At 49.5% G+C, this 18,745-nt stretch carries 16 protein-coding genes; 14 read left to right on the top strand and 2 right to left on the bottom strand.

The window, feature by feature from the left end:
• The first annotated feature begins 188 nt into the window (after positions 1-188).
• Entirely contained in the window at positions 189-1,019 is an 831-nt protein-coding gene (locus X474_RS03500; RefSeq protein ID WP_044346930.1) for a sulfite exporter TauE/SafE family protein, read from the top strand.
• Between the two features lie 171 nt (positions 1,020-1,190).
• On the opposite strand, the gene X474_RS03495 is transcribed toward X474_RS03500, so the two are convergent.
• The gene (locus X474_RS03495) at positions 1,191-2,132 is read right to left on the bottom strand and encodes an alpha/beta hydrolase (protein WP_156360600.1); all 942 of its coding nucleotides are present in this window, start codon (positions 2,130-2,132) and stop codon (positions 1,191-1,193) included.
• A gap of 31 nt (positions 2,133-2,163) precedes the next feature.
• Entirely contained in the window at positions 2,164-2,754 is a 591-nt protein-coding gene (locus X474_RS03490) for a TetR/AcrR family transcriptional regulator (protein WP_044346928.1), read from the bottom strand.
• 335 nt (positions 2,755-3,089) lie between these two features.
• Here X474_RS03490 and X474_RS03485 point away from each other — a divergent pair, with 335 nt between their 5' ends.
• The 13 genes from X474_RS03485 to X474_RS03425 all read left to right on the top strand — a co-directional run bounded on the left by X474_RS03485 (position 3,090) and on the right by X474_RS03425 (position 18,624).
• Positions 3,090-4,040, top strand: a complete 951-nt coding sequence (locus X474_RS03485; RefSeq protein ID WP_044346783.1) for a patatin-like phospholipase family protein — start codon at positions 3,090-3,092, stop codon at positions 4,038-4,040.
• 229 nt (positions 4,041-4,269) lie between these two features.
• On the top strand, positions 4,270-6,075 hold the full coding sequence (locus X474_RS03480) for an ABC transporter ATP-binding protein (protein ID WP_044346782.1): 1,806 nt from the start codon (positions 4,270-4,272) through the stop codon (positions 6,073-6,075).
• A gap of 109 nt (positions 6,076-6,184) precedes the next feature.
• Entirely contained in the window at positions 6,185-7,006 is an 822-nt protein-coding gene (locus X474_RS03475; RefSeq protein WP_044346781.1) for a hypothetical protein, read from the top strand.
• A gap of 52 nt (positions 7,007-7,058) precedes the next feature.
• Complete coding sequence (locus tag X474_RS03470; RefSeq protein ID WP_044346779.1) at positions 7,059-7,856, top strand: glycosyltransferase family 2 protein; 798 nt, start codon at positions 7,059-7,061, stop codon at positions 7,854-7,856.
• Positions 7,853-8,731 carry a glycosyltransferase gene (locus X474_RS03465; RefSeq protein WP_044346778.1) on the top strand — a complete coding sequence of 293 codons (879 nt, stop codon included), beginning with the start codon at positions 7,853-7,855 and terminating at the stop codon, positions 8,729-8,731. Before X474_RS03470 ends, X474_RS03465 begins: the two co-directional genes overlap by 4 nt.
• The gene (locus X474_RS03460; protein WP_044346777.1) at positions 8,728-9,480 is read left to right on the top strand and encodes a glycosyltransferase family 2 protein; all 753 of its coding nucleotides are present in this window, start codon (positions 8,728-8,730) and stop codon (positions 9,478-9,480) included. The genes X474_RS03465 and X474_RS03460 overlap by 4 nt, the downstream gene beginning before the upstream one ends.
• 2 nt (positions 9,481-9,482) lie before the next feature.
• Positions 9,483-10,424: a glycosyltransferase family 2 protein gene (locus X474_RS03455; protein ID WP_052514811.1), complete on the top strand. Its 942-nt coding sequence runs from the start codon at positions 9,483-9,485 to the stop codon at positions 10,422-10,424.
• The gene (locus tag X474_RS03450; protein WP_052514809.1) at positions 10,421-11,374 is read left to right on the top strand and encodes a glycosyltransferase family 2 protein; all 954 of its coding nucleotides are present in this window, start codon (positions 10,421-10,423) and stop codon (positions 11,372-11,374) included. Before X474_RS03455 ends, X474_RS03450 begins: the two co-directional genes overlap by 4 nt.
• 58 nt (positions 11,375-11,432) lie before the next feature.
• Positions 11,433-12,644 carry a glycosyltransferase family 4 protein gene (locus tag X474_RS03445; RefSeq protein WP_044346775.1) on the top strand — a complete coding sequence of 404 codons (1,212 nt, stop codon included), beginning with the start codon at positions 11,433-11,435 and terminating at the stop codon, positions 12,642-12,644.
• A 185-nt stretch (positions 12,645-12,829) separates the two neighbouring features.
• A complete protein-coding gene (gene tsoX, locus X474_RS03440) occupies positions 12,830-13,084 on the top strand; it encodes an HSGNPxU motif (seleno)protein TsoX (RefSeq protein ID WP_337661123.1) in 255 nt (84 codons plus the stop codon).
• A 301-nt stretch (positions 13,085-13,385) separates the two neighbouring features.
• The gene (locus tag X474_RS03435; protein ID WP_044346773.1) at positions 13,386-13,841 is read left to right on the top strand and encodes a GNAT family N-acetyltransferase; all 456 of its coding nucleotides are present in this window, start codon (positions 13,386-13,388) and stop codon (positions 13,839-13,841) included.
• Between the two features lie 265 nt (positions 13,842-14,106).
• Entirely contained in the window at positions 14,107-16,353 is a 2,247-nt protein-coding gene (locus tag X474_RS03430; protein ID WP_052514807.1) for a PocR ligand-binding domain-containing protein, read from the top strand.
• A gap of 303 nt (positions 16,354-16,656) precedes the next feature.
• Positions 16,657-18,624, top strand: coding sequence for an NADH:flavin oxidoreductase (locus X474_RS03425; protein ID WP_231688282.1), 1,968 nt, complete (start codon positions 16,657-16,659; stop codon positions 18,622-18,624).
• Positions 18,625-18,745 lie beyond the last annotated feature (121 nt).

Raw genomic sequence — 18,745 nt, 5'->3', positions numbered from 1 at the left:
ACGGGGGAGACAACCCCTATGCAGCCAGCCTTATGGGAAATTTGCGCCACTGGCTGGAGAATGGTCGTGAAATAAGGGCCCTGATCAGAATACTTCCGGGAATAGACCGGGAGAATAGCTGTAAGAAACAATCTATGTATCGCCAAATGACGATATGTATTTCCATAAAAACAACAGGAGATTACACAATGGAAATGCAGTCAGCACAAATCATCGCCTTACTGATTACCGGAATCGCGGTTGGGTTTGCCTCGGGCCTTTTGGGCGTGGGCGGATGCTTTATCATGGTTCCGGTCCAATTCTGGGCACTGAAATCCATGGGAGTGGATCCCACAATCGCAATTCGAATTGCCTTTGGCACAAATTTACTGGTGGTGCTTCCCACTGCCTTCAGCGGGGCCATGGCCCACAACAAAAAGGGAGCAGTCAAGTGGAGAGCGGCAATTGCCTTTGGCGTTACCGGCATGGCCGGAGCCGCCTTGGGGGCGTTTATCGCTTCCCACCTTCCGGCCAAGGTGCTGACCATGGCTTTTGGTCTGGCCGTGATTTTGGGGGCGGTAAGAATGCTGACAGCCAAACCGCCCAAGATTAACGAGGAGCCCTCGGACAGCCTGTCGGCTTTTGTCCTCTGGGGCATCCCCTTGGGGATCATATCCGGCATCATCGGCATTGGCGGCGGTGTTCTGATAATCCCGGTAATGGTTTTCTTTCTCAAATTCAAGATGCACCAGGCTGTGGGCACCTCAACCGCGCTAATGATCTTCACTGCCTTTGGGGGGATAATCTCCTATCTGTTAAACGGATTGGGTGTGCAAGGCCTGCCGCCCTATTCAACTGGATACTTGAACTGGTACCAATGGATAATCCTGGCCGGGGTCAGCATCCCCTGGGCCGTTGTGGGGGCCAACACAGCTCACCTGCTGCCGGCCAAGCAACTGAAATATATTTTCATAGTGGTTATGTTTTACATGGGACTCAAAATGTGCGGGCTCTTTGCCTACCTCAACCTGCCCCTTTAAAAATTCCATAAAAAAACAGGCTGGGACCCCGCATTGGGGCCTCGGCCTGTTGATTATAACTTGGCCATATCCATCTCAGGCAGGTTGTTGCACCAGAGTCCTACTAAAAAAGCCGAGTCAAGAAAGCCCAAGGGCTCCCAGGTGCGAAACCCGGCAGGACTATCTTCAGTTTCACTCCTGGACTGTTTGCCCCAACCTGCCACTGCCTTGGTATTTCTCAGGCAAAACCCCTTTGCCGGACAAAGTCTCGGGTTCTGTGCCCAAGTACTCCTCCTCCGGTTGCCCTAAAAATTCAAGCGTCGCTTTAACCACTGAAGCCTCTCTTAGAATTCGCAAATGCCCCAGCCCTTCGGTGCTCATAAGCGTTGACTCGGGCCAGGATTCGACCCAAAGGTGTGAATCTTCAAAGTTCACCTGACGGTCCTTTACATCATGGATCAAAAGAAGGGGTGCGCCCATGGAAGGGGCCAGGGAAGCGCCCCGCACCTTCTGAAAGGTGAAAGAAAACCTTTTTTCCAAAAGCTCCTGGCTGCCCCGGGCGACTTTGTGAGAAAAACCAAAGAGTCTGGCTGCACGATAAAGATAGTCGCCCACGTTTTCCGGCGGGGAAATAAAAACCAACTTTTTAGCGGCTAATCCCCTGCTCTGGGCCAGGGTGGCGGCGGCTCCGCCCAGGGAATGGGCCACCACTGCCTCTATGGGGCCGAAATGATCAGCCACCTGACTTAAGGCCGCGGCCATTTCAGGCATGCCGGTGAGTTTTCCATCCGCTTCCCCATGGCCCGGGGCATCAAAAGAAACCACCTGATAACCTTTTTTCAAAAGACCCGGCACCAGGGTGGTGAGCTGGCTGGCCCGTCCGGACCAGCCGTGAACCAACATTACAACGGGGCCTTGGCCCCAGGAGTAAACCGGGAACTTGCGCTTTTCATCAAAAGTAAAAATGCTTGTCTCGGCCTTGGCCATGCAGTCAATTTCCCAGGCTTGCATCTCCCTGCGGGAAGGGGTGAGGAAATAACGTTCCAAAAAACCCGCTGAAGCGCGGGGAGCCACCAGGGAACCTATTTTTGCCATCGGCTTAGTAAAACGAACGATCGTGCTTATTTTTGCCAAAACTCATCCTCTGAAAATCAACGCCAAACGCTTAGCTGGATTTTGAGCTTGTAATCAAGCGATCAAAGGCATTGAGCGCTCTCAGCCGGGCGTCTTTTCTCCCCATTAAACGGGAAAAATGGTGAAAGGTGAATATTAATCCCCAATATTCAAACACAAACTGCTCTATGTCAAGATCCGGCCTGAAATGACCTTCCCTGACCGTCAGGGAAACCGCCTTGGCCAGGGTGTGTTCCGCTGCCTCAAGGTGGCTGATCAGGGTTTCCCGCACCAGGCCCGATTTATCATCCAACTCTATGGATGCTGCTAAAAAAGGGCACCCGCCGCTAAACTTGCCGGTGTGCCACACAAGCCAATGCCGGAACAGGGCCTTTAGCCTGGGCAGCCCCTTTTTCTCCTTTAAAGAAGGCTCCACAACCACCTGGTTGAACAATTCAGCCGCAGTGTTGAGCACCTGTATTTGCAGGTCTGTCTTCGATTCAAAATGCGCGTAAAGCCCGCTTTTGCTCATGCCGGCCCGTTTGGCCAACACACCAATGGTGAGCCCCTCCAGGCCCACCTCGCTGGTTAAGTTCACTGCCTGCCGCAAAATGGCCTTTTTGGTGTCACGCGCTTTTTTCATGCTCATAAATTAGCACGACCGGTCGTAAAAACAAGGCAATAATACCATTTTTCAGATTTGAAAAATCCGATCCAGCGATCAAAGATGAAATTACAAGCAGTGAGCTACAAAAACGGGGTGCGCTGGTTTATCACTGGAGACTACGGGCGCATGGATGAGGACGGCTTTTTATTTTTGGACAATTAATTATTCAAAACGCTTTTCCCTGCTGTGCAAACAAAATTCAGGGTTGGAGTTGTTTTTTAAATATAAGCCTTAATTATTTACAGTAGAGTTCAAGGTGTCATAAATTGAGGAGTGTAAACCCAAAAACATTTACATCAGAGAAGTTTAAAATGCCGCAATGTGTTTCCGGGGGAACCCAAACAGTCGGTCTGGCCCTGGGCAGCGGCTCAGCCAGGGGCTGGGCCCATATTGGCGTGATCAAGGCGCTCAATGAAGCCGGAATAGAAATCCAATGCGTGGCCGGTTCCAGCATCGGGTCCATTGTGGGGGCGGCCCTGGCCCTGGATAAAATACAAAACCTGGAGGCATTTGCCAGGCAGCTGAACTGGAAACAGATTGTTTCTTTTTTGGATGTGGTTTTCCCCAGATCCGGGTTGATCGACGGCGAAAAAGTGACAAATTTTTTCCGCAGCCACATGCAGGACATAAAGATAGAAGATATTCCCTTGCCCTATTGCGCGGTTGCCACCAATCTGACCATGGGCCGCGAATGTATTTTAAACAAGGGAGACCTCATTGAGGCGATCCGGGCCAGCATATCCGTTCCGGGCATCTTCACCCCGGTTAAAAAAGACAACGGCTATCTGGTTGACGGCGGCCTGGTTAATCCGGTGCCGGTGAGCGCGGTGAGAGGCTTAGGAGCGGACTTTATTATCGCCGTGGACCTTAGCCATGACTTGTTCAACAAAGATCCCGAGCCCGAGCAGATTGCTCCTCCTCAGGCAACCGAGATCGAACCGCCCAACCTTGCCAAATGGAAGATCGCCCAGGATCTGGCGGACCGGGTCAGGGAGTTCAGCTCCCCTGCCCTTTCCCAGATGCGGCAATGGATACAAAAAGATCCGGGGCCGAACATTTTTGATGTTTTAACCACCTCGATCAACATCATGGAGGCCCAGATCACCGCTGTCCGGCTGGCTATGGACCCGCCCGATCTTTTGATCCAACCCAAGCTTGGGCATATCCGATTCATGGAATACCACAAGGCCGACCAGGCCATAGCCGAAGGATACAAAGAAGCCAAGGCCCAGCTGAAAAGAAGCGGTCTGATCGACTATTAAACTTCTCATAAAAATTTTATTCAAAAGGGGTAAAGACGTCTTGCCTTTCAGAGTGAAAACCGTCGAATTCCACTTCCCATTTCTTCTCTCTATACATGCAGGTAATTATCAACTTGCCTTCAGCCAGCATTAGGTGGCAAACTCCAAACGATGCATTTCATTAATCCTGTAATCAGACTAAAGTTAATGCCTCGGCAAAAGCGGGTCTGTTAAGAGATGAATAGCTTAAATGGCGGAAATCAATCATCTGTTCACCAATAAAACTTCTGAGGCCTATTCCCATTTAAAAATCAAAAATACAACCATATTATTACTTTTTGTCCTCACGGTTTTGATGGCCTTATTTGAAGGCGCGGGACTCGGCATGCTGCTGCCGTTGTTGGCCTTTGTGCAAAGCGGAGCGCCTCAGGGGGACGGGCTTTTGCATGATTTCATGCAAAAGGTTTTGAGCTGGTCGGAAATCTTTGGCAAAGACTATGAACTGGTTCTGCTTCTTTCGGCCACCTTGCTGGTTATCATGGTGCGCTATTTTATAAACTACCTCAGAGACGCCCGCCTGGCCCGGCTTCGCCTTGATATCACAAGACGCCTGCGCAAGATGCTGCTTGGGGCACTTTTACAGGCCGGTTTGGGTTATATAGCGGAAAGCAAAACCGGGGAGCTTCAGGCCGGGTTGACCACTGAATGTGAACGCGCCGCCGAGTCAGCCGCGGCCAAAGTCGCGGTAATCACCTCAGGCATTTTAATAGTCATTTATATATCCCTGCTGCTTTTGCTTTCCCCGTTATTAACCCTGTTCACCATACCGGTTCTGGCCTTGGTCGGACTTTTACTTAATTGGCAGCGGAAAAAATCCAGGAACCTGACCTATTCAGTCAGCCAACAAAACATGAGTTTGGGGAATCAGGTCTCTGAGACCCTGCGGGGCATAACCCGCATCAAGATGCGCGGCCAACAAAATGCCACAGGGAAAAAGCTCTCAGAAACCATAGAACGTATCTTCACAGGCATGCTTGGCCTGGAAAAGCTGCGGCTCTTGGTTGAAATTTCCATGCATCCCCTGCTGGCATTGGCCGGGCTCACCGTTATCTACCTGGCAGTTAAGATAATCCAGGTGGACATGGTCATATTGGGCGTATTCCTCTTTATTCTATTACGCATGGCCCCCCAGGTGAATCTTCTGGTCTCCCTTTGGGCCTATTACAACTCTTGCAGGGCCAGCCTTGAACGGGTGACAGGGCTCATCAGACAGGCGGAAGCCTGCGAGGAGGCCACAGGCGGGGGATTAAGCCTCTCCCTAAACAATCCGCCCGAGATAAAAACCACGGATGTGACTTTTAAGTATTCCGGAGCAAAAGACAAAACCTATGCCATAGAAGATATCTCCTGCCAAATAGCAGCCGGTTCCCTGACAGCCGTTGTGGGAAGAAGCGGGGCAGGCAAATCCACCCTGATCAGCCTCTTGGCAGCCCATCACGCCCCCACTAAAGGGCGGATTGAATTCAACGGAGTTCCCTTAAAGGAATACTCCCTGTCAAACCTGCGCAGAAGAATCGGGCTGGTGGAACAAAACCCCTTTTTATTCAACAGCACCATAAGGCAAAATCTTAATTTTGGCAGGCAGACGCCTTTGGATGAAACGGGCCTGCAAAACGCCCTGAAGGAAAGCGGAAGCCTGGATTTTGTGGAGCGCCTGGAACAGGGCCTGGAGACCCTGGCCGGTGAGCAAGGCTCCCGCCTTTCCCAGGGCCAAAGGCAACGCCTTGCCATTGCCCACTCCCTGGCCATAGATGCCCGGCTCTTGATTCTGGACGAGCCCACCAGCGCCCTGGACAAAACCTCAGAGCTTATCATTGCCAGGACACTGCGCAGGCTGGCCGGCAAACTGACCGTGGTTGTAATTGCCCATCGCCTGGAGACGGTTCGCCGGGCGGATCTGATTCTGGTTCTGGATAAAGGACGCCTCACAGCCAAAGGCGACCATGCCTCTCTGTTGCAGACAAGCGGAATATACAGAGAACTGTTCGGCGACTAAAAACAGATTACGTATAAGCCCCATAGCAAAGAGGAAATGCGGCAAAGCAAAGCAAGCACCAACTTCCCAGAGGCAGCGGGGATAATTTCGATGACCGGAAAGGCCCACAATGTCTGAGTTGACTGTCTGCATAAGCGTGTGCGGAGATCAAAAATACTACAAGGCCATGCGGCAATGCATGGGTTCGGTTATTGAGCAGAGCCGGTTTAATCTTTTTATAGGCCATGGGCCGGAGTTCACTCCCAAACCGCCTGCAACTCCCCGAGTGCAACAAACCCGGATTTCCCTGCCTGATCTTCCCGGCGTAAGAGCCAGACCGTTTTTGTACAAATTCCTGACCCTCGAGAAGATGCTTGCCCGCACCCAGGGCAAATGGGTGATGCAACTGGACGTGGATACTGTAATGGTCCATCCCCTGACCACCCAAATGGTGGAAAGGGCGCTTGACGGCCATGCCCTGGGCATGGCTGAGCAGACCACTATTACCGGCTCGCAAATGACGCGCGCGGATTTTCTTAAACATTACACAGACCACAGCCTGGCCTGGATAGACCCGCAGGCCTCACCGCCGGAACTGAAAAACTTCCACTATTTCAACTCCGGTGTTGTGCTGGGGCTGAGATCGGAGTTCGAAAAGCTGGTGCCCTGGGCTCTTGAGGCCATAGGCCGCACCGGAAATGAACACCGGGTTGGGCAGCACATGATAGCCGACCAGGATTACTTCCAATATTGGGCCAACAATCTATATCCCGAAAGTTGCGCACTGCTTAATTGGCGCTGGAACCATTGTCGCCATTGGGACCAGGGCTTTCCCCACAAAGACGCCTATGTGCTGCATTTCAGCAATTTCTGCAACGGGATAGGACTTTTTAACCTGTGGAACATGAGATATCGGCGTTTTAGAGCGCTAAACCGGCATAGTTCGACCTGAACCCATTATCAGATAAGCCTATTGTCAAGACAGAGGCCAAAAGGAGTTTTTGTTGGACCTATCCATAATCATCGTAACCTTCAATTCCGAATCGGTCATCGGCGACTGCCTTGACGCCCTGGGGAAATGGGCCGGACGCACTCTGGTGGTGGACAACGCATCCAAAGACAATAGTGTCGCCCTGGTCAAAAAACGCGGGGTGGAGCTTAAAGAGCTTTCCCAAAACACCGGTTTTGCCAGGGGGGCCAACACCGGGGCCAGGCTGGCCAAGGGAAAAGTCTTGTGTTTTTTAAACCCGGACTGCCTGCCCAGTGAGGAGCTGCTGAAAAGAGGCTATTCGGCCGTGAACCAGGCCCGGGCCCTGGCCGCGGTTCCCTTTCTTTATGAAACAGGCGGCCTTAAAACAGATGGCCGCCAACCGGGCTACACCAGGCTCAAGCTGTGCCATGACATACTGAGCACCGCCTACCCCATAAAAAAATTTGATAAGCGTATTAAAAACATCTCCGGATACCATGACCGCAACTGGTCCTGGCCACACGGGGCCTGCTTTTTTATCAAGCGGGAAGTCTTCTTGAAGCTTGGGGGATTTGACTCGCGTTTATTCACCTACATGGAAGACGTCGACCTGGGTTACAAATTGTGGCGGGCAGGAGGCGGGCTAGTTCAGCTGAACCATGAAATACGACACCAGACCGCCAGCGGTTCCAATATAAGCATCGCCCACAGACGTTGGCTTATGACCGCGGGCCGGGTCAAATACGGCAAGCTGCACTACGGCACACTGTGGGCGGTAATGCTCGGCATGGCCGCCCTGCCCGGCCTGGTGATCAAAGGGCTTTTAAAATGATTTATTATTTTTTGCCGGACCCCGGTATTGCAGGCGGGGTAAAGGTTGCCTTTCAATTTTTAGAGGCCCTGACCCAACTGGGGGTGAGGGCGGTGGCCGCCCTGCCCGGAACCCAAGCGCCCCAGTGGTTTACAAGCAGTGTGGCCGTGGTTAACCGCAAAACAGCCCTGCAAAACTTAACAGCCAGGGATCATGCAATAATCACCTGGCCTCCGGATTATGAAATCCTACGCGAAAAAAAGGCGAAACTGGTCTTTCACTGCCAGGGCGTGGAAAACTTGGACGCCATATTGCGGGATAAAGACATTTTTATACTTACCTGCTGGGAAGACACCAAAAACCTGGCCCGTGAAAAATACGGCCGGGAGAGCGTCATGGTGGGCATCAGTGTTTCGACCTGTTTTTTTGAACGCCAAGTCCCCAAAAAGGACAACCGGGTGACCTACATGCCCCGCAGGGGGCTTAAGCATGCCCTTAAATGCCTCAAAATCAAAGGCCTTGATTTTGAGCCCTTGGATGGCTTAAGCGAAGGCCAGGTGGCCCTGAAAATGCAGCAGGCAGGCATCTACCTGGCCACCAGTGTGGGCGAAGACTTCGGTCTGCCGGCCCTGGAGGCCATGGCCGCGGGCTGCCTGGTGGTCTCGGTGCCGGTTCTCGGCGGCATGGAATACCTGACCCACTCGCAGAACGCCATAATCGCCGAAACGGAAAATTTAGCTTCCGCTTTATTTGAAATCACCCGGCCGGGAAAAACGGAACAACGTGAACTTTTGCGGCAACGGGCTGTGGCAACCGCTCACAACTATCATCCAAGGCTCCTTAAAAACAGGCTTTCCCGACTGCTCCAAAACGAACTAAGGGAATTTGTGCAGTGAATCAAAAAGGTATAACCGTAATCGTGCTTTCAAGAGGCTTAGACGCGCTTTTGGCCCAATGCATCAAGGAAACACGCCAGGCTATCCAAACACTTGAGGATAAGACCGACCACTGCGTGGTGGTGGTTGATAACGCCTCACCAAGGCCCTATGTCGAACGCCGCATAAACAACCTTGGCGCGGAACTAATGCGGTTTGACACCCATCATTCTTTTGCCGCGGCCAACAACCTGGCTGCCAAGCGCTATCCCAACCGCTTTTATTTGCTTTTGAACAATGATGTGCTTTTACATGAAAGGACCTTGGGATTTATGCTTCAAGAATTCAAGACCACACCCAATCTGGGCATATGCGGATCCAGGCTGGTTTTTCCGGACGGGACCCTGCAGCACTGCGGCGTGGTCTTCGGCCCCGGCGAAAAAGGCCCCTATCACCTTCTCCGCACCTCGCCCAGCGAATGCATGCCCCGGATCACCAGAGAATTTCAGGCTGTAACCGGAGCCTGCATGCTCATAAGGCATAAACTCTGGGAAGAAAACAAGGGCCTTTCCACGGAGTATCCCTTTGGCCTTGAAGATATTGATTTCTGTTTAAGGTCCCGGCAAAAAGGTTGGCGCATAACGTGCTGCAACCAGGTGGAGTCGCTTCATTTTGAGGCCACCACGCCGGGACGTTCTCAACTGGATGTAAAATCACGCAGATTATTTATGGAGCGCTGGCAAGGGCGCTATACAGTGGATGGAGAATAATAATGGCAGGCAAGATCAGCTGTATTGTTCATACCAGAAATTCCGAGGCAACCCTGGAAAAGGCGCTATCTTCGGTTGACTGGGTGGATGAGCTGGTTGTGGTGGATATGCAGAGCGAAGACGAGACCTTAAAGATCGCCGCCAACTACGCCGACCGGATACTGAAGGCCGAACCGGCTCCCCGCATCGACGGAGTGCGCAACACATTTTTAAAGGAACTCAACCATCAATGGGCCCTGGTGCTGGACTCAGACGAATACCTTGCCCTGGACGCCGCCCAAAATATAAAATCGCTTATCAAACAACATGGGGACAACTTTGACGCTTTTGCCTTCCCCAGGTTCAATTACCTGGCAGGCGTCCCCCTGATGGGCGGAGGACGCTATCCGGATCACCAGATTCGGCTTTTCCGCAACGGTTCAGTCAAGTGGCATGATTCCAACCATCAACTCCCGGAAGTGATCACCGGACCCGACCGCCTCATGAAACTCACCCCGCCAAACTGCCTGCACATACATCACCCCAACTATGAAAACCTGCAAGAGTTCATGGCAAAGCAAATCAGTTACGCGCTAAACGACACCTATCCCCAAGATCCGGCCGCCTTTGAATTTTCCGAATACATTGCCCGGGCCCATGAACAACTTGCCCTGCGAAGTGAACCCCAGACAGACGGTGACGTGTCTCATGCCCTGGCCCTGGTAATGGCTTGGGATTCTTTGCTAAGGGGCCTGATACATTGGGACCGTCTGGACCCTAAACCGCCTTTGAATTATTTAAGCGCCTTGCCCGCCGGGGCAACCAAGGTGCCCCACAGCAAGATTGCCTTACGCAAAATGCTCGGCCGGCACCTGGCTTGGAAGCACATCCTGGCCGCCTTGGTCTATCGTTTGCGCCGTTTGCTGCACAAATTCAAACCAGGCAGGAAAAGGGATTCTCAATGATTCATGGTGAAAAGGAAAGAATAAAGGAGGTGCACGACCCCAAAACCAGGGAGCCTTCAAACATAGCAGCTTCGTTGTCCGCCTCTTTACCCATGGTCCATATCATCATCCTTAACTGGAACCAGTGGCAATTGACTGCTGAGTGCCTCAACAGCCTTAAAAAACTTAACTATTCAAACTTCAAAATATTATTAGTGGACAACGGTTCCACTGACGATTCCTGCCTGGAGCTGCAGAATCGCTTCCCTGAGCAAGAAATTCTGAAGAGTAACAAAAACCTGGGCTTTGGCGGTGGCTGCAATTTGGGAATGCAAAAGGCTCTTAAAGAGGGTGCTGATTTTATCTGGCTGTTGAATAATGACGCCACGGCAGACACAAACGCCCTTAAGGCAATGGTCAACCTGGCCAGGGAAAAACCGGGGCTGGGGGCAATCGGCTCGCAGGTGCTGGATGCCAAACAGCCTCATGCGGTGCAGGCCTGGGGAGGGGGCCGGATAAGCCTGATCTGGGGGCGTTCATGGCATATCAAGGATAGAACGGCTGATACAAAATTGGATTACCTGATCGGGGCCAGTTTACTCTTAAAGGCAGAAGCCTTGAGGAAAGTCGGGTTATTCGACCCCGGCTTTTTTTTGTATTGGGAAGACGCGGACCTTTGCCAAAGGCTAAAAAAAGCGGGCTGGGGATTGGCTGTGGCTGAGGATTCCAGGATCTTTCACCGGGGCAATGCCAGTATGCAAGGTCAGGGCCGGAAATGGGCCCTTTTCTTTACCCAATCCAGCAGGCGTTTTTTCATTGCCCATGCTCCCTGGCCCTTTTTACCTATTTTTTGCGGAAGCATCCTGCGCATGGTAAGCGCGATTATGAAAGGAAGATGGCCTGATTTTTTAGGAATTGTTCAAGTTTATTGTAACTATAAAAAATGTTCGACACAAAAAACCTTGCATTAAACATTTTTTTTAGGGCAATATACCTTTTGCATGACCATGTGAAAGGAATAATTTCTATTTGTCTGCCAAACCTCAAAACCCCGTTAAGGTTCTTTTGTGGCATTGGGGACGTCGTGGCGGAGGCCCCAACTATACACATGAACTTGCAGCTGCCTTGGCCGGTAGGAAGGAAATCGAAGTTCACCTTTCGCTTTCCCGGCAATCGGAGTGTTTTGACCGCAGCATGAAGTTGGGCCTACCCGGATTCCAGGTGGATACATATCATGGAATCGCCTCATGCCTTTGGGCAACCCGTAGACTGCCTTCCCTGCGCAATCAAATGAAAAACTATTTAGAGCAGCATAAAATAGATGTGGTTTACTGCACCATGACCCATCTGTGGAACTTAAGCATGCTTGATGTGATACATGAGGCCGGAGCAGGCTATTTACTGACCTTGCATGATGCAATATTCCATCCCGGTGAGCGATCCAGAATCAGGCAAATGCTGTTGACCAAGGAAATCAGCCAGGCCCAGTCCATAATCACCCTTACCTCACATGTAAAAAAACAACTCACCGACATATATGGTTACCCCAGTGAGCAGACCAATATTGTGCCTCACGGACCATTCAGTCATGGAGGGGACCTGATAAGATCCCATCCTTATCCCAAGGGACCTTTCAATATCTTATTCTTTGGACGCATTTTGCCCTATAAGGGGCTTGATCTTTTAATCAGTGCCTATGAGCTGATTAAAAAGAGGTTCCCAGAGGCCAGGCTGCATATTATCGGCAAGGGCAACTTGCCCATAAACACCGACAGGCTTAGAGAGTTGGGTGTTTTGCTCAAAAACCACTGGGTGCCTGAAAATGAAGTAAATTCCATCTTTGCAAAGGCAGACCTCTTGGTGACTCCATATGTTGAGTCAAGCCAATCCGGCGTCATTCCCCTGGCCTATGCCAAGGGTCTGCCGGTGGTGGCAACACCGGTGGGCGGATTGACCGAACAGGTGGCAGATGGATTTACCGGCCTTATCAGCACACGAGTAAATCCCCGTTCCTTTGCAGATGCCGTATGCCAAATAATCAGCAGCCCAAAATTATATGAAAAATTGGCTGCCAATGCCCTTAAAATGGCCAAGGAAACAATAGCCTGGCCCAGGTTGGCAAGCAAAGTGGGCAAAATCATCACCGGCATGTGTCAATATGGTATAGAAACGAAATGCAGCCCTGGAAAAAAGGCATTTTCAGCGAAGATCTATCCCAAGAACACCTGCTCTCACCTTTGATAATACCCTTTCATGTATAAAGGCTTTCTCTGACAAGCCCGGAAATGAATACCGAATTAATTGCGCTTTAGAAATTACGCAGTCTTTTAAATAACCTGACAGGCCAAATATAAAGATTTTTTGAGATCACACGAAAAGTAGAGTAGGATTAACTAGCTGGACAGTTATTTATAGGTGGAGACAAGATGCTGGATCTCGTAGTGTTTCATAGCCTGAGCCCTACTTGAAGGGGCTGTGAAATGGCCATAGGCGTGGCCCAAAACATGGAGAAACTTTTCAAAAATCTCATAAAAACAAGTATTTACACGAACGAATCAAAAGAAGCTGAAAATTATATAATCAAAGGCCATACAAGCGTTTTTCTGAACGGAAAAATGGTTCCCCTTAAAGTTGCCATTTCAGATGAAAGGATGACGGAATATTTGAGGCAAAGAGTTTAGCCCTTCCATTTTAAATATATTTTCACAAAAGCCATAAAAAATTATGCGTGTTCAAATGCCTGTAAATAGATAAGATTTCCACAAATTATTTAGTAATTTTAATTTGTTCAGTAAACATTTTTTACAACCACTTAAACAAATTCTGCTTACTAATTTTACTCACCAATCATTAACTGGCGAATAAATAGCCTTTATTTTTCTCAATCAATTCATCTTATCTCTTAGCCAACTACTTTTAAAGAAACAAAAATGGTAATAAGACCGGCAACCAATTTTGACCTGAACGAAATAGCTCTTATCCATGCAGAAAGTTGAAGAGATTCATATAAGGATGACCTGCCGGCTGAATTCCTGCGGCGCCGGGTTGGCCAATTTTTTTCAAGAACACTGGCAAACAAAAGAGATCACAAACCACGACGTTGTATTGGTTGCTCAAGAACAATCCCTGATTGGATTTGTGGCGATCTTGTGCAGGCCAACTCCTTTGATCGACAACCTACATGTCCGGCACCCCTACAGATCCCAACACATAGGCACGGCTTTAATACAGGCGGCAACAAAAGAGCTGCTCAAAAAAGGGCATACAACTGCAAGTCTTTGGGCTTTCAACAGCAATAAGAAAGCAATTCGTTTCTATGAAAGATTGGGAGGGATAAAAAAGGAGCGTGTAAAACGCAATGTACTTGGCTTTGAGATACTGAGCCAGAAAATATTTTGGCCGGACTTAACAGTAATTTTAAAAAATCAAACATACTGATTGGGTTAAGTTTACCCGGACTCACTGCAGCCAAGGCTCTGAACTAACTGATTTAATTTGACAAATACTACCAAACCATTATAGTATAATATATTGTGCTCATTGATAAAAACACGTCTTTCAGCTAACCAGGCCATGCCTAAAAATTTTTAATACCCGTCGGCAGTTCGCAGTTGGTCTTCAGAATCACTAAATATCTTCAAACCGTGTAAGACGTGGCGAACAGTAAAAAATCGCCGTCAACGCCTATCGACAAGGAACAAGCATGATCCGGAAACCGACTTATGAGGAGTTACGGCAACGGGTTAAAGACCTGGAAGAGGAAAAACGCATTTGGCTGAGAGAATCAACCAAAACGGTTACAAACTTTCATCCCCCGGAAAGTCCATCACCAGAAGAGGCCGCACCCCCCCTGACAGAAGCCGGTAATCTTGGCTCCATCATCGATGTAGACAGGCTCCAGTCGATAATGGACGACTTTTTCCAGTTAACCGGCATGGTCACGGCTATTCTTGATCTTGACGGCAACATTATCGAATCAACCGGCTGGCAGGACATCTGCACCAAATTCCACAGAGTTAACCCCCACACCGCTAAAAACTGCACTGAAAGCGACCTCTTTCTGGTCAACAACCTTAAACCCGGCGAATATATCAGCTACCAATGTAAAAACGGTCTTTGGGATGTTGCCACCCCGCTTTACATTGGAGGAAAGCATCTAGGCAATATCTATACAGGCCAGTTCCTTTATGATGATGACCAGATAGATGAAGAAAGATTCCTGAAGCAGGCAGAAGAATACAATTTCGATAAAAAGGCCTATCTGGACGCTTTTCGACGTGTACCAAGGTACAAAAGGGAACGCATTGATCATTTGATGCAGTTTCTGGTCAAATTAACTGCCTACATATCAGAAGTCAGCTACGCCAAATTCCACTTGGAAAAGGAAATAAAAGAGCGTAGGCACTCTGAGGCCCGCCTGAGGAAAAGCGAAGGAAGACTGCGCGCCATATTCCAGGCGGCCCACAATGTGTCTTTTATTATTGTGGATGCCTTTAGTCCCGAACCGACTGTTTTGGAGGCCAGTCCGGGGACCGAAACCATCTTCGGTTACAAAATTGCGGAGTTAATCGGCAAACCGGTATCACTTCTTCACATCCAAGAGGATGCGCCCAAAATTTCTGAAATGAATAGCCAAATGAGGCAAGGGCAGGCAGGTTTCTCTGGGGAAACTCAAATGATCAGAAAAAACGGCGAAGAGTTCCCCGCCCTTTTAAGCACTTACCCGCTTTTTGACGAAAACGGGAAAATATACGGCTTTTTAGGTGTGTGCCTTGACCTAAGCGAACAAAAACGCTTGGAGGCCGAACTCCACCAGGCCAGCAAAATGCAGTCAGTTGGCAGGCTGGCAGGTGGTATAGCGCATGATTTCAATAATATGCTGAGCATTATCATCGGAAATAATGAAATACTCTTAAAGAAAGTGGATCCGCAAGGGCGGTTGGCGGACAATCTGCGGGAAATCCACAAAGCGGCGCTCAGATCCGCTGATCTCACTCGGCAACTCCTGGCCTATGCCCGCAAGCAAACCATCTCCCCCAAGGTGCTGGATCTAAACAGCGTTGTTGAAGGGATGATCGCCATGCTTAAGCGCCTTATCGGAGAGGATATCGACCTGGTCTGGCTGCCGGGTAAAGACCTTTGGCCGGTTCAAATGGATCCCAGCCAGATCGACCACATTCTGGCCAACCTTTGCGTTAACGCAAGGGACGCAATTAAAGACGTGGGACGAGTAACCATAGAGACAGATACCATTGAATTCGAGGCGGCCTATTGCAACGAAAACCTGGCGGTTAAACCTGGTGAATATGTAATGCTGGCGGTCAGTGACAATGGCCGCGGCATGTGTAGCGAAACCCTGAGCAATATCTTTGATCCTTTTTTCACCACCAAGGAATCCGGCAAAGGCACGGGTCTGGGCCTGGCCACGGTTTACGGAGTGGTCAAACAAAATAACGGTTTTGTGAATGTATCCAGTGAGCCTGGGCGCGGCACGAGTTTCAAAATCTACCTACCCAGGCATCAGAGTCAGGGGGTGGAGCCAACTCCAAAAAGGAGCCACAAGCCGGTTGCCGGGCAGGGCCGCGAGACGATCCTTTTGGTGGAAGATGAGCCGTCTATTCTGAAGATGACTAAAACCATCCTTGAGATGTCGGGCTATAAAGTGTTGGCCGCCAACACACCGGTTAAGGCCATCCAATATGCCCTTGAATATTCAGGCAAAATTCATCTACTCATGACAGACGTCGTCATGCCGGAGATGAACGGACTGGATTTATCCAAAAAAATCATATCCATTAAACCAGATCTCAAGCTCCTTTTTATGTCCGGCTACACGGCCAACGTTATTGCCCATCATGGCGTTTTGGAAAAAGGCGTTAACTTTATTCAAAAACCTTTTTCCGGAAAAATACTCGGCAGAAAGGTGCGCGAAGCTCTGGATGGCGACTAAACCAAACCGGTGAAAGACGTTTCCTCCTAATTAAACTTCCACCTGGTTGTAATACCGCCGGCTTTTTCCTCTTTTTCAATGCAAAAATTAACCATAACAAGCAGGTATTTCCTGAAGCGAAAACTTGATTACTTTAATTTATAAATTCGCTAGCCCACAACACGCAGGTTTCACAACTCTTGGGTTGGTTTGTGTGGTACTACTTATAGAGTCGCAAATTTTCCCGGTTCTTATAGCAGTTCATTTTTCATCTACAATACCTGTAATTTGGTTTTGTCAGGCGAGGTTCCACCTTTGCAGGATGTGTTCAAACCGGCAAGAATTCAGGGTGTTACCCTGAAGAATAAAATAGTTGCCCTTCCTGTTTTCACCGGCTATGCCTTGCCCGATGCCAGGGTTGGTCCTTTAATGCTTGAGCATTACAGGAACCTGGCCAAATCGGGCGCTTCTGTTGTAACCATACCGAACGTGGCAATAGCCGAAAACGGCCGCACCTCTGAACGCTGCCTGCTCTTGGATGAGGACAAGCACATCCAGCAGGTAAAACGCCTTATAGAGGTTATCAGGGAAAACAACGCCGTTGCCTGTGTGCAATTAAATCATGCCGGCCGCTATGCCGTCACAAACAAGCCATTACTTCCCTCAGCCCTGGATGTCGTAGAAGCAACCAAAAGCATCTCCGCACTCAAAAACTTCATGGAGAGCTTTCCTTTTGTAAAGCGGTTCGGCTTAACAGCGCATGTCGCTAAAATGACCGCCGGCTGGACTAACCAGATGACTGAAGATGACATTTATGACACCATAAACGCATTTGGGGACGCAGCTGTCAGGGCAGTCAAAGCCGGCGCGGATATGATCGAATTGCATGGTGCTTCAGGGTATTTGATAACCCAATTCCTGTCCGCCAGAACCAACCGGAGGCGGCCGCCCTGGGGGGGATTAGCCGATGATCGCATGCTTTTCCCTCTAAAGGTTATTGATCATATAAAAACCAGGCTGCCGGAAAATATTCCCATAGGCTTTCGCCTGCTCTTGGATGAAATAGCGGTAAACGGCATTTCCACCTCAGAGTCCATTAAATTCGCCCAAAAGCTTGAGCAAAAGGGGGTGGCCTATCTCTCCGCAACAATAGGCACTTATCAGTCCATATTCAAACCGGAGATTGCCAAACAACTGACCAGGCCCGGCTATCTCACCGAATTGACCAAGGAGCTGAAGCGGCATGTGAATATTCCGGTTGTCATCTCCGGTAGAGTCGTATCTCCCAAGCTGGCTGAAAAAATCCTGAAAAATAAAGAAGCCGATTTTATCGGTTTGGGAAGGCCCCTTCTGGCCGACATCAACTGGATAAAAAAGGCAAAAGATGGAGGCCAAATTATTGGCTGTAAAAGCTGCAACACCTGTTTTCAAAGCGTTGTCCTTGGAGAAAGTGTGGTCTGTGAACGCTGGCCCGAGGTCCTACGGGACAGAATCCATCTGGAAACCCGCTTTACCTCAAGGCATGGTTACAGAACTTTGGTAGTGCTCTCATCCAGGGCAGACCTTGAAGTAACACGACAGCATATGTTGCACAGAATTCCGATTCACACTGACATACAGGATCGTTTGCTGTTTATAAAAACAGGCGAGGATAAAAGTTTTTTCGAGGCGGCTAAAAAGTTCATAACCTGGGCAGAGAAATACAACAAAACCCACTTAAGAAGAGACAAAACAGAGAGATTCTTCATTGACAACGTGCAAAACCCTGTTGATTTGGTTATGGAACATTTAGAAGATAATTTCGGGATTGTCGCCATTGTCCATGACGAAACCTCTGAGTGGAAAAAAAACCTGGTCTTAAAAGCTCCTCCGGATATTGTGGTCAGCAGGAGCGGAACCCATCCAAACCTGAACAAGGTATTAATTCCCTGTGATCTTTCGCCATTCACCCTGATGCAGATCAGAGCGGCCCTGCATGCCTTTCACGGCCGGTCTGATGTTGATTTCAGCTTTGTCCATGTTACCGACTCTACAGGCACAGCCATTGAGAGGTGGCAAAAAATAATTAAAAATTTTGAAATGGACCCCTCCACCAGCCTTAAGGTCATAAAGCCCGGCAAAGAATTGAACGTAGCCGAAACCCTGCTTGGCGAAGTAAGAAAAGGAGACTACGGCAGCCTGATTCTGGGCAGGCGCGGCGGCCTTGCCCGGGTCCGCAGAAGGATCTTCGGCTCTGTTTCAGAAAGGCTGCTTGATCAGCTGCCGGAACGCAGCTTTGCCCTAGTTGGCTAAATCGTGCACACACCTAAAAATAGAGACCTTCTGATTTTGTCTTGTTTACCTCTCTTGCAGACCCCCAAATAAACGCGTCTGGGTTGATCCTATCCTCACCAGCTTTGACTGCTCTCCAATG

The sequence above is a fragment of the Dethiosulfatarculus sandiegensis genome, from assembly GCF_000931935.2.
Lineage (GTDB): Bacteria > Desulfobacterota > Desulfarculia > Desulfarculales > Desulfarculaceae > Dethiosulfatarculus > Dethiosulfatarculus sandiegensis.
The sequence above is the reverse complement of the archived record's forward strand: the minus strand, read 5'-3'. Positions and strand labels throughout refer to the sequence as shown.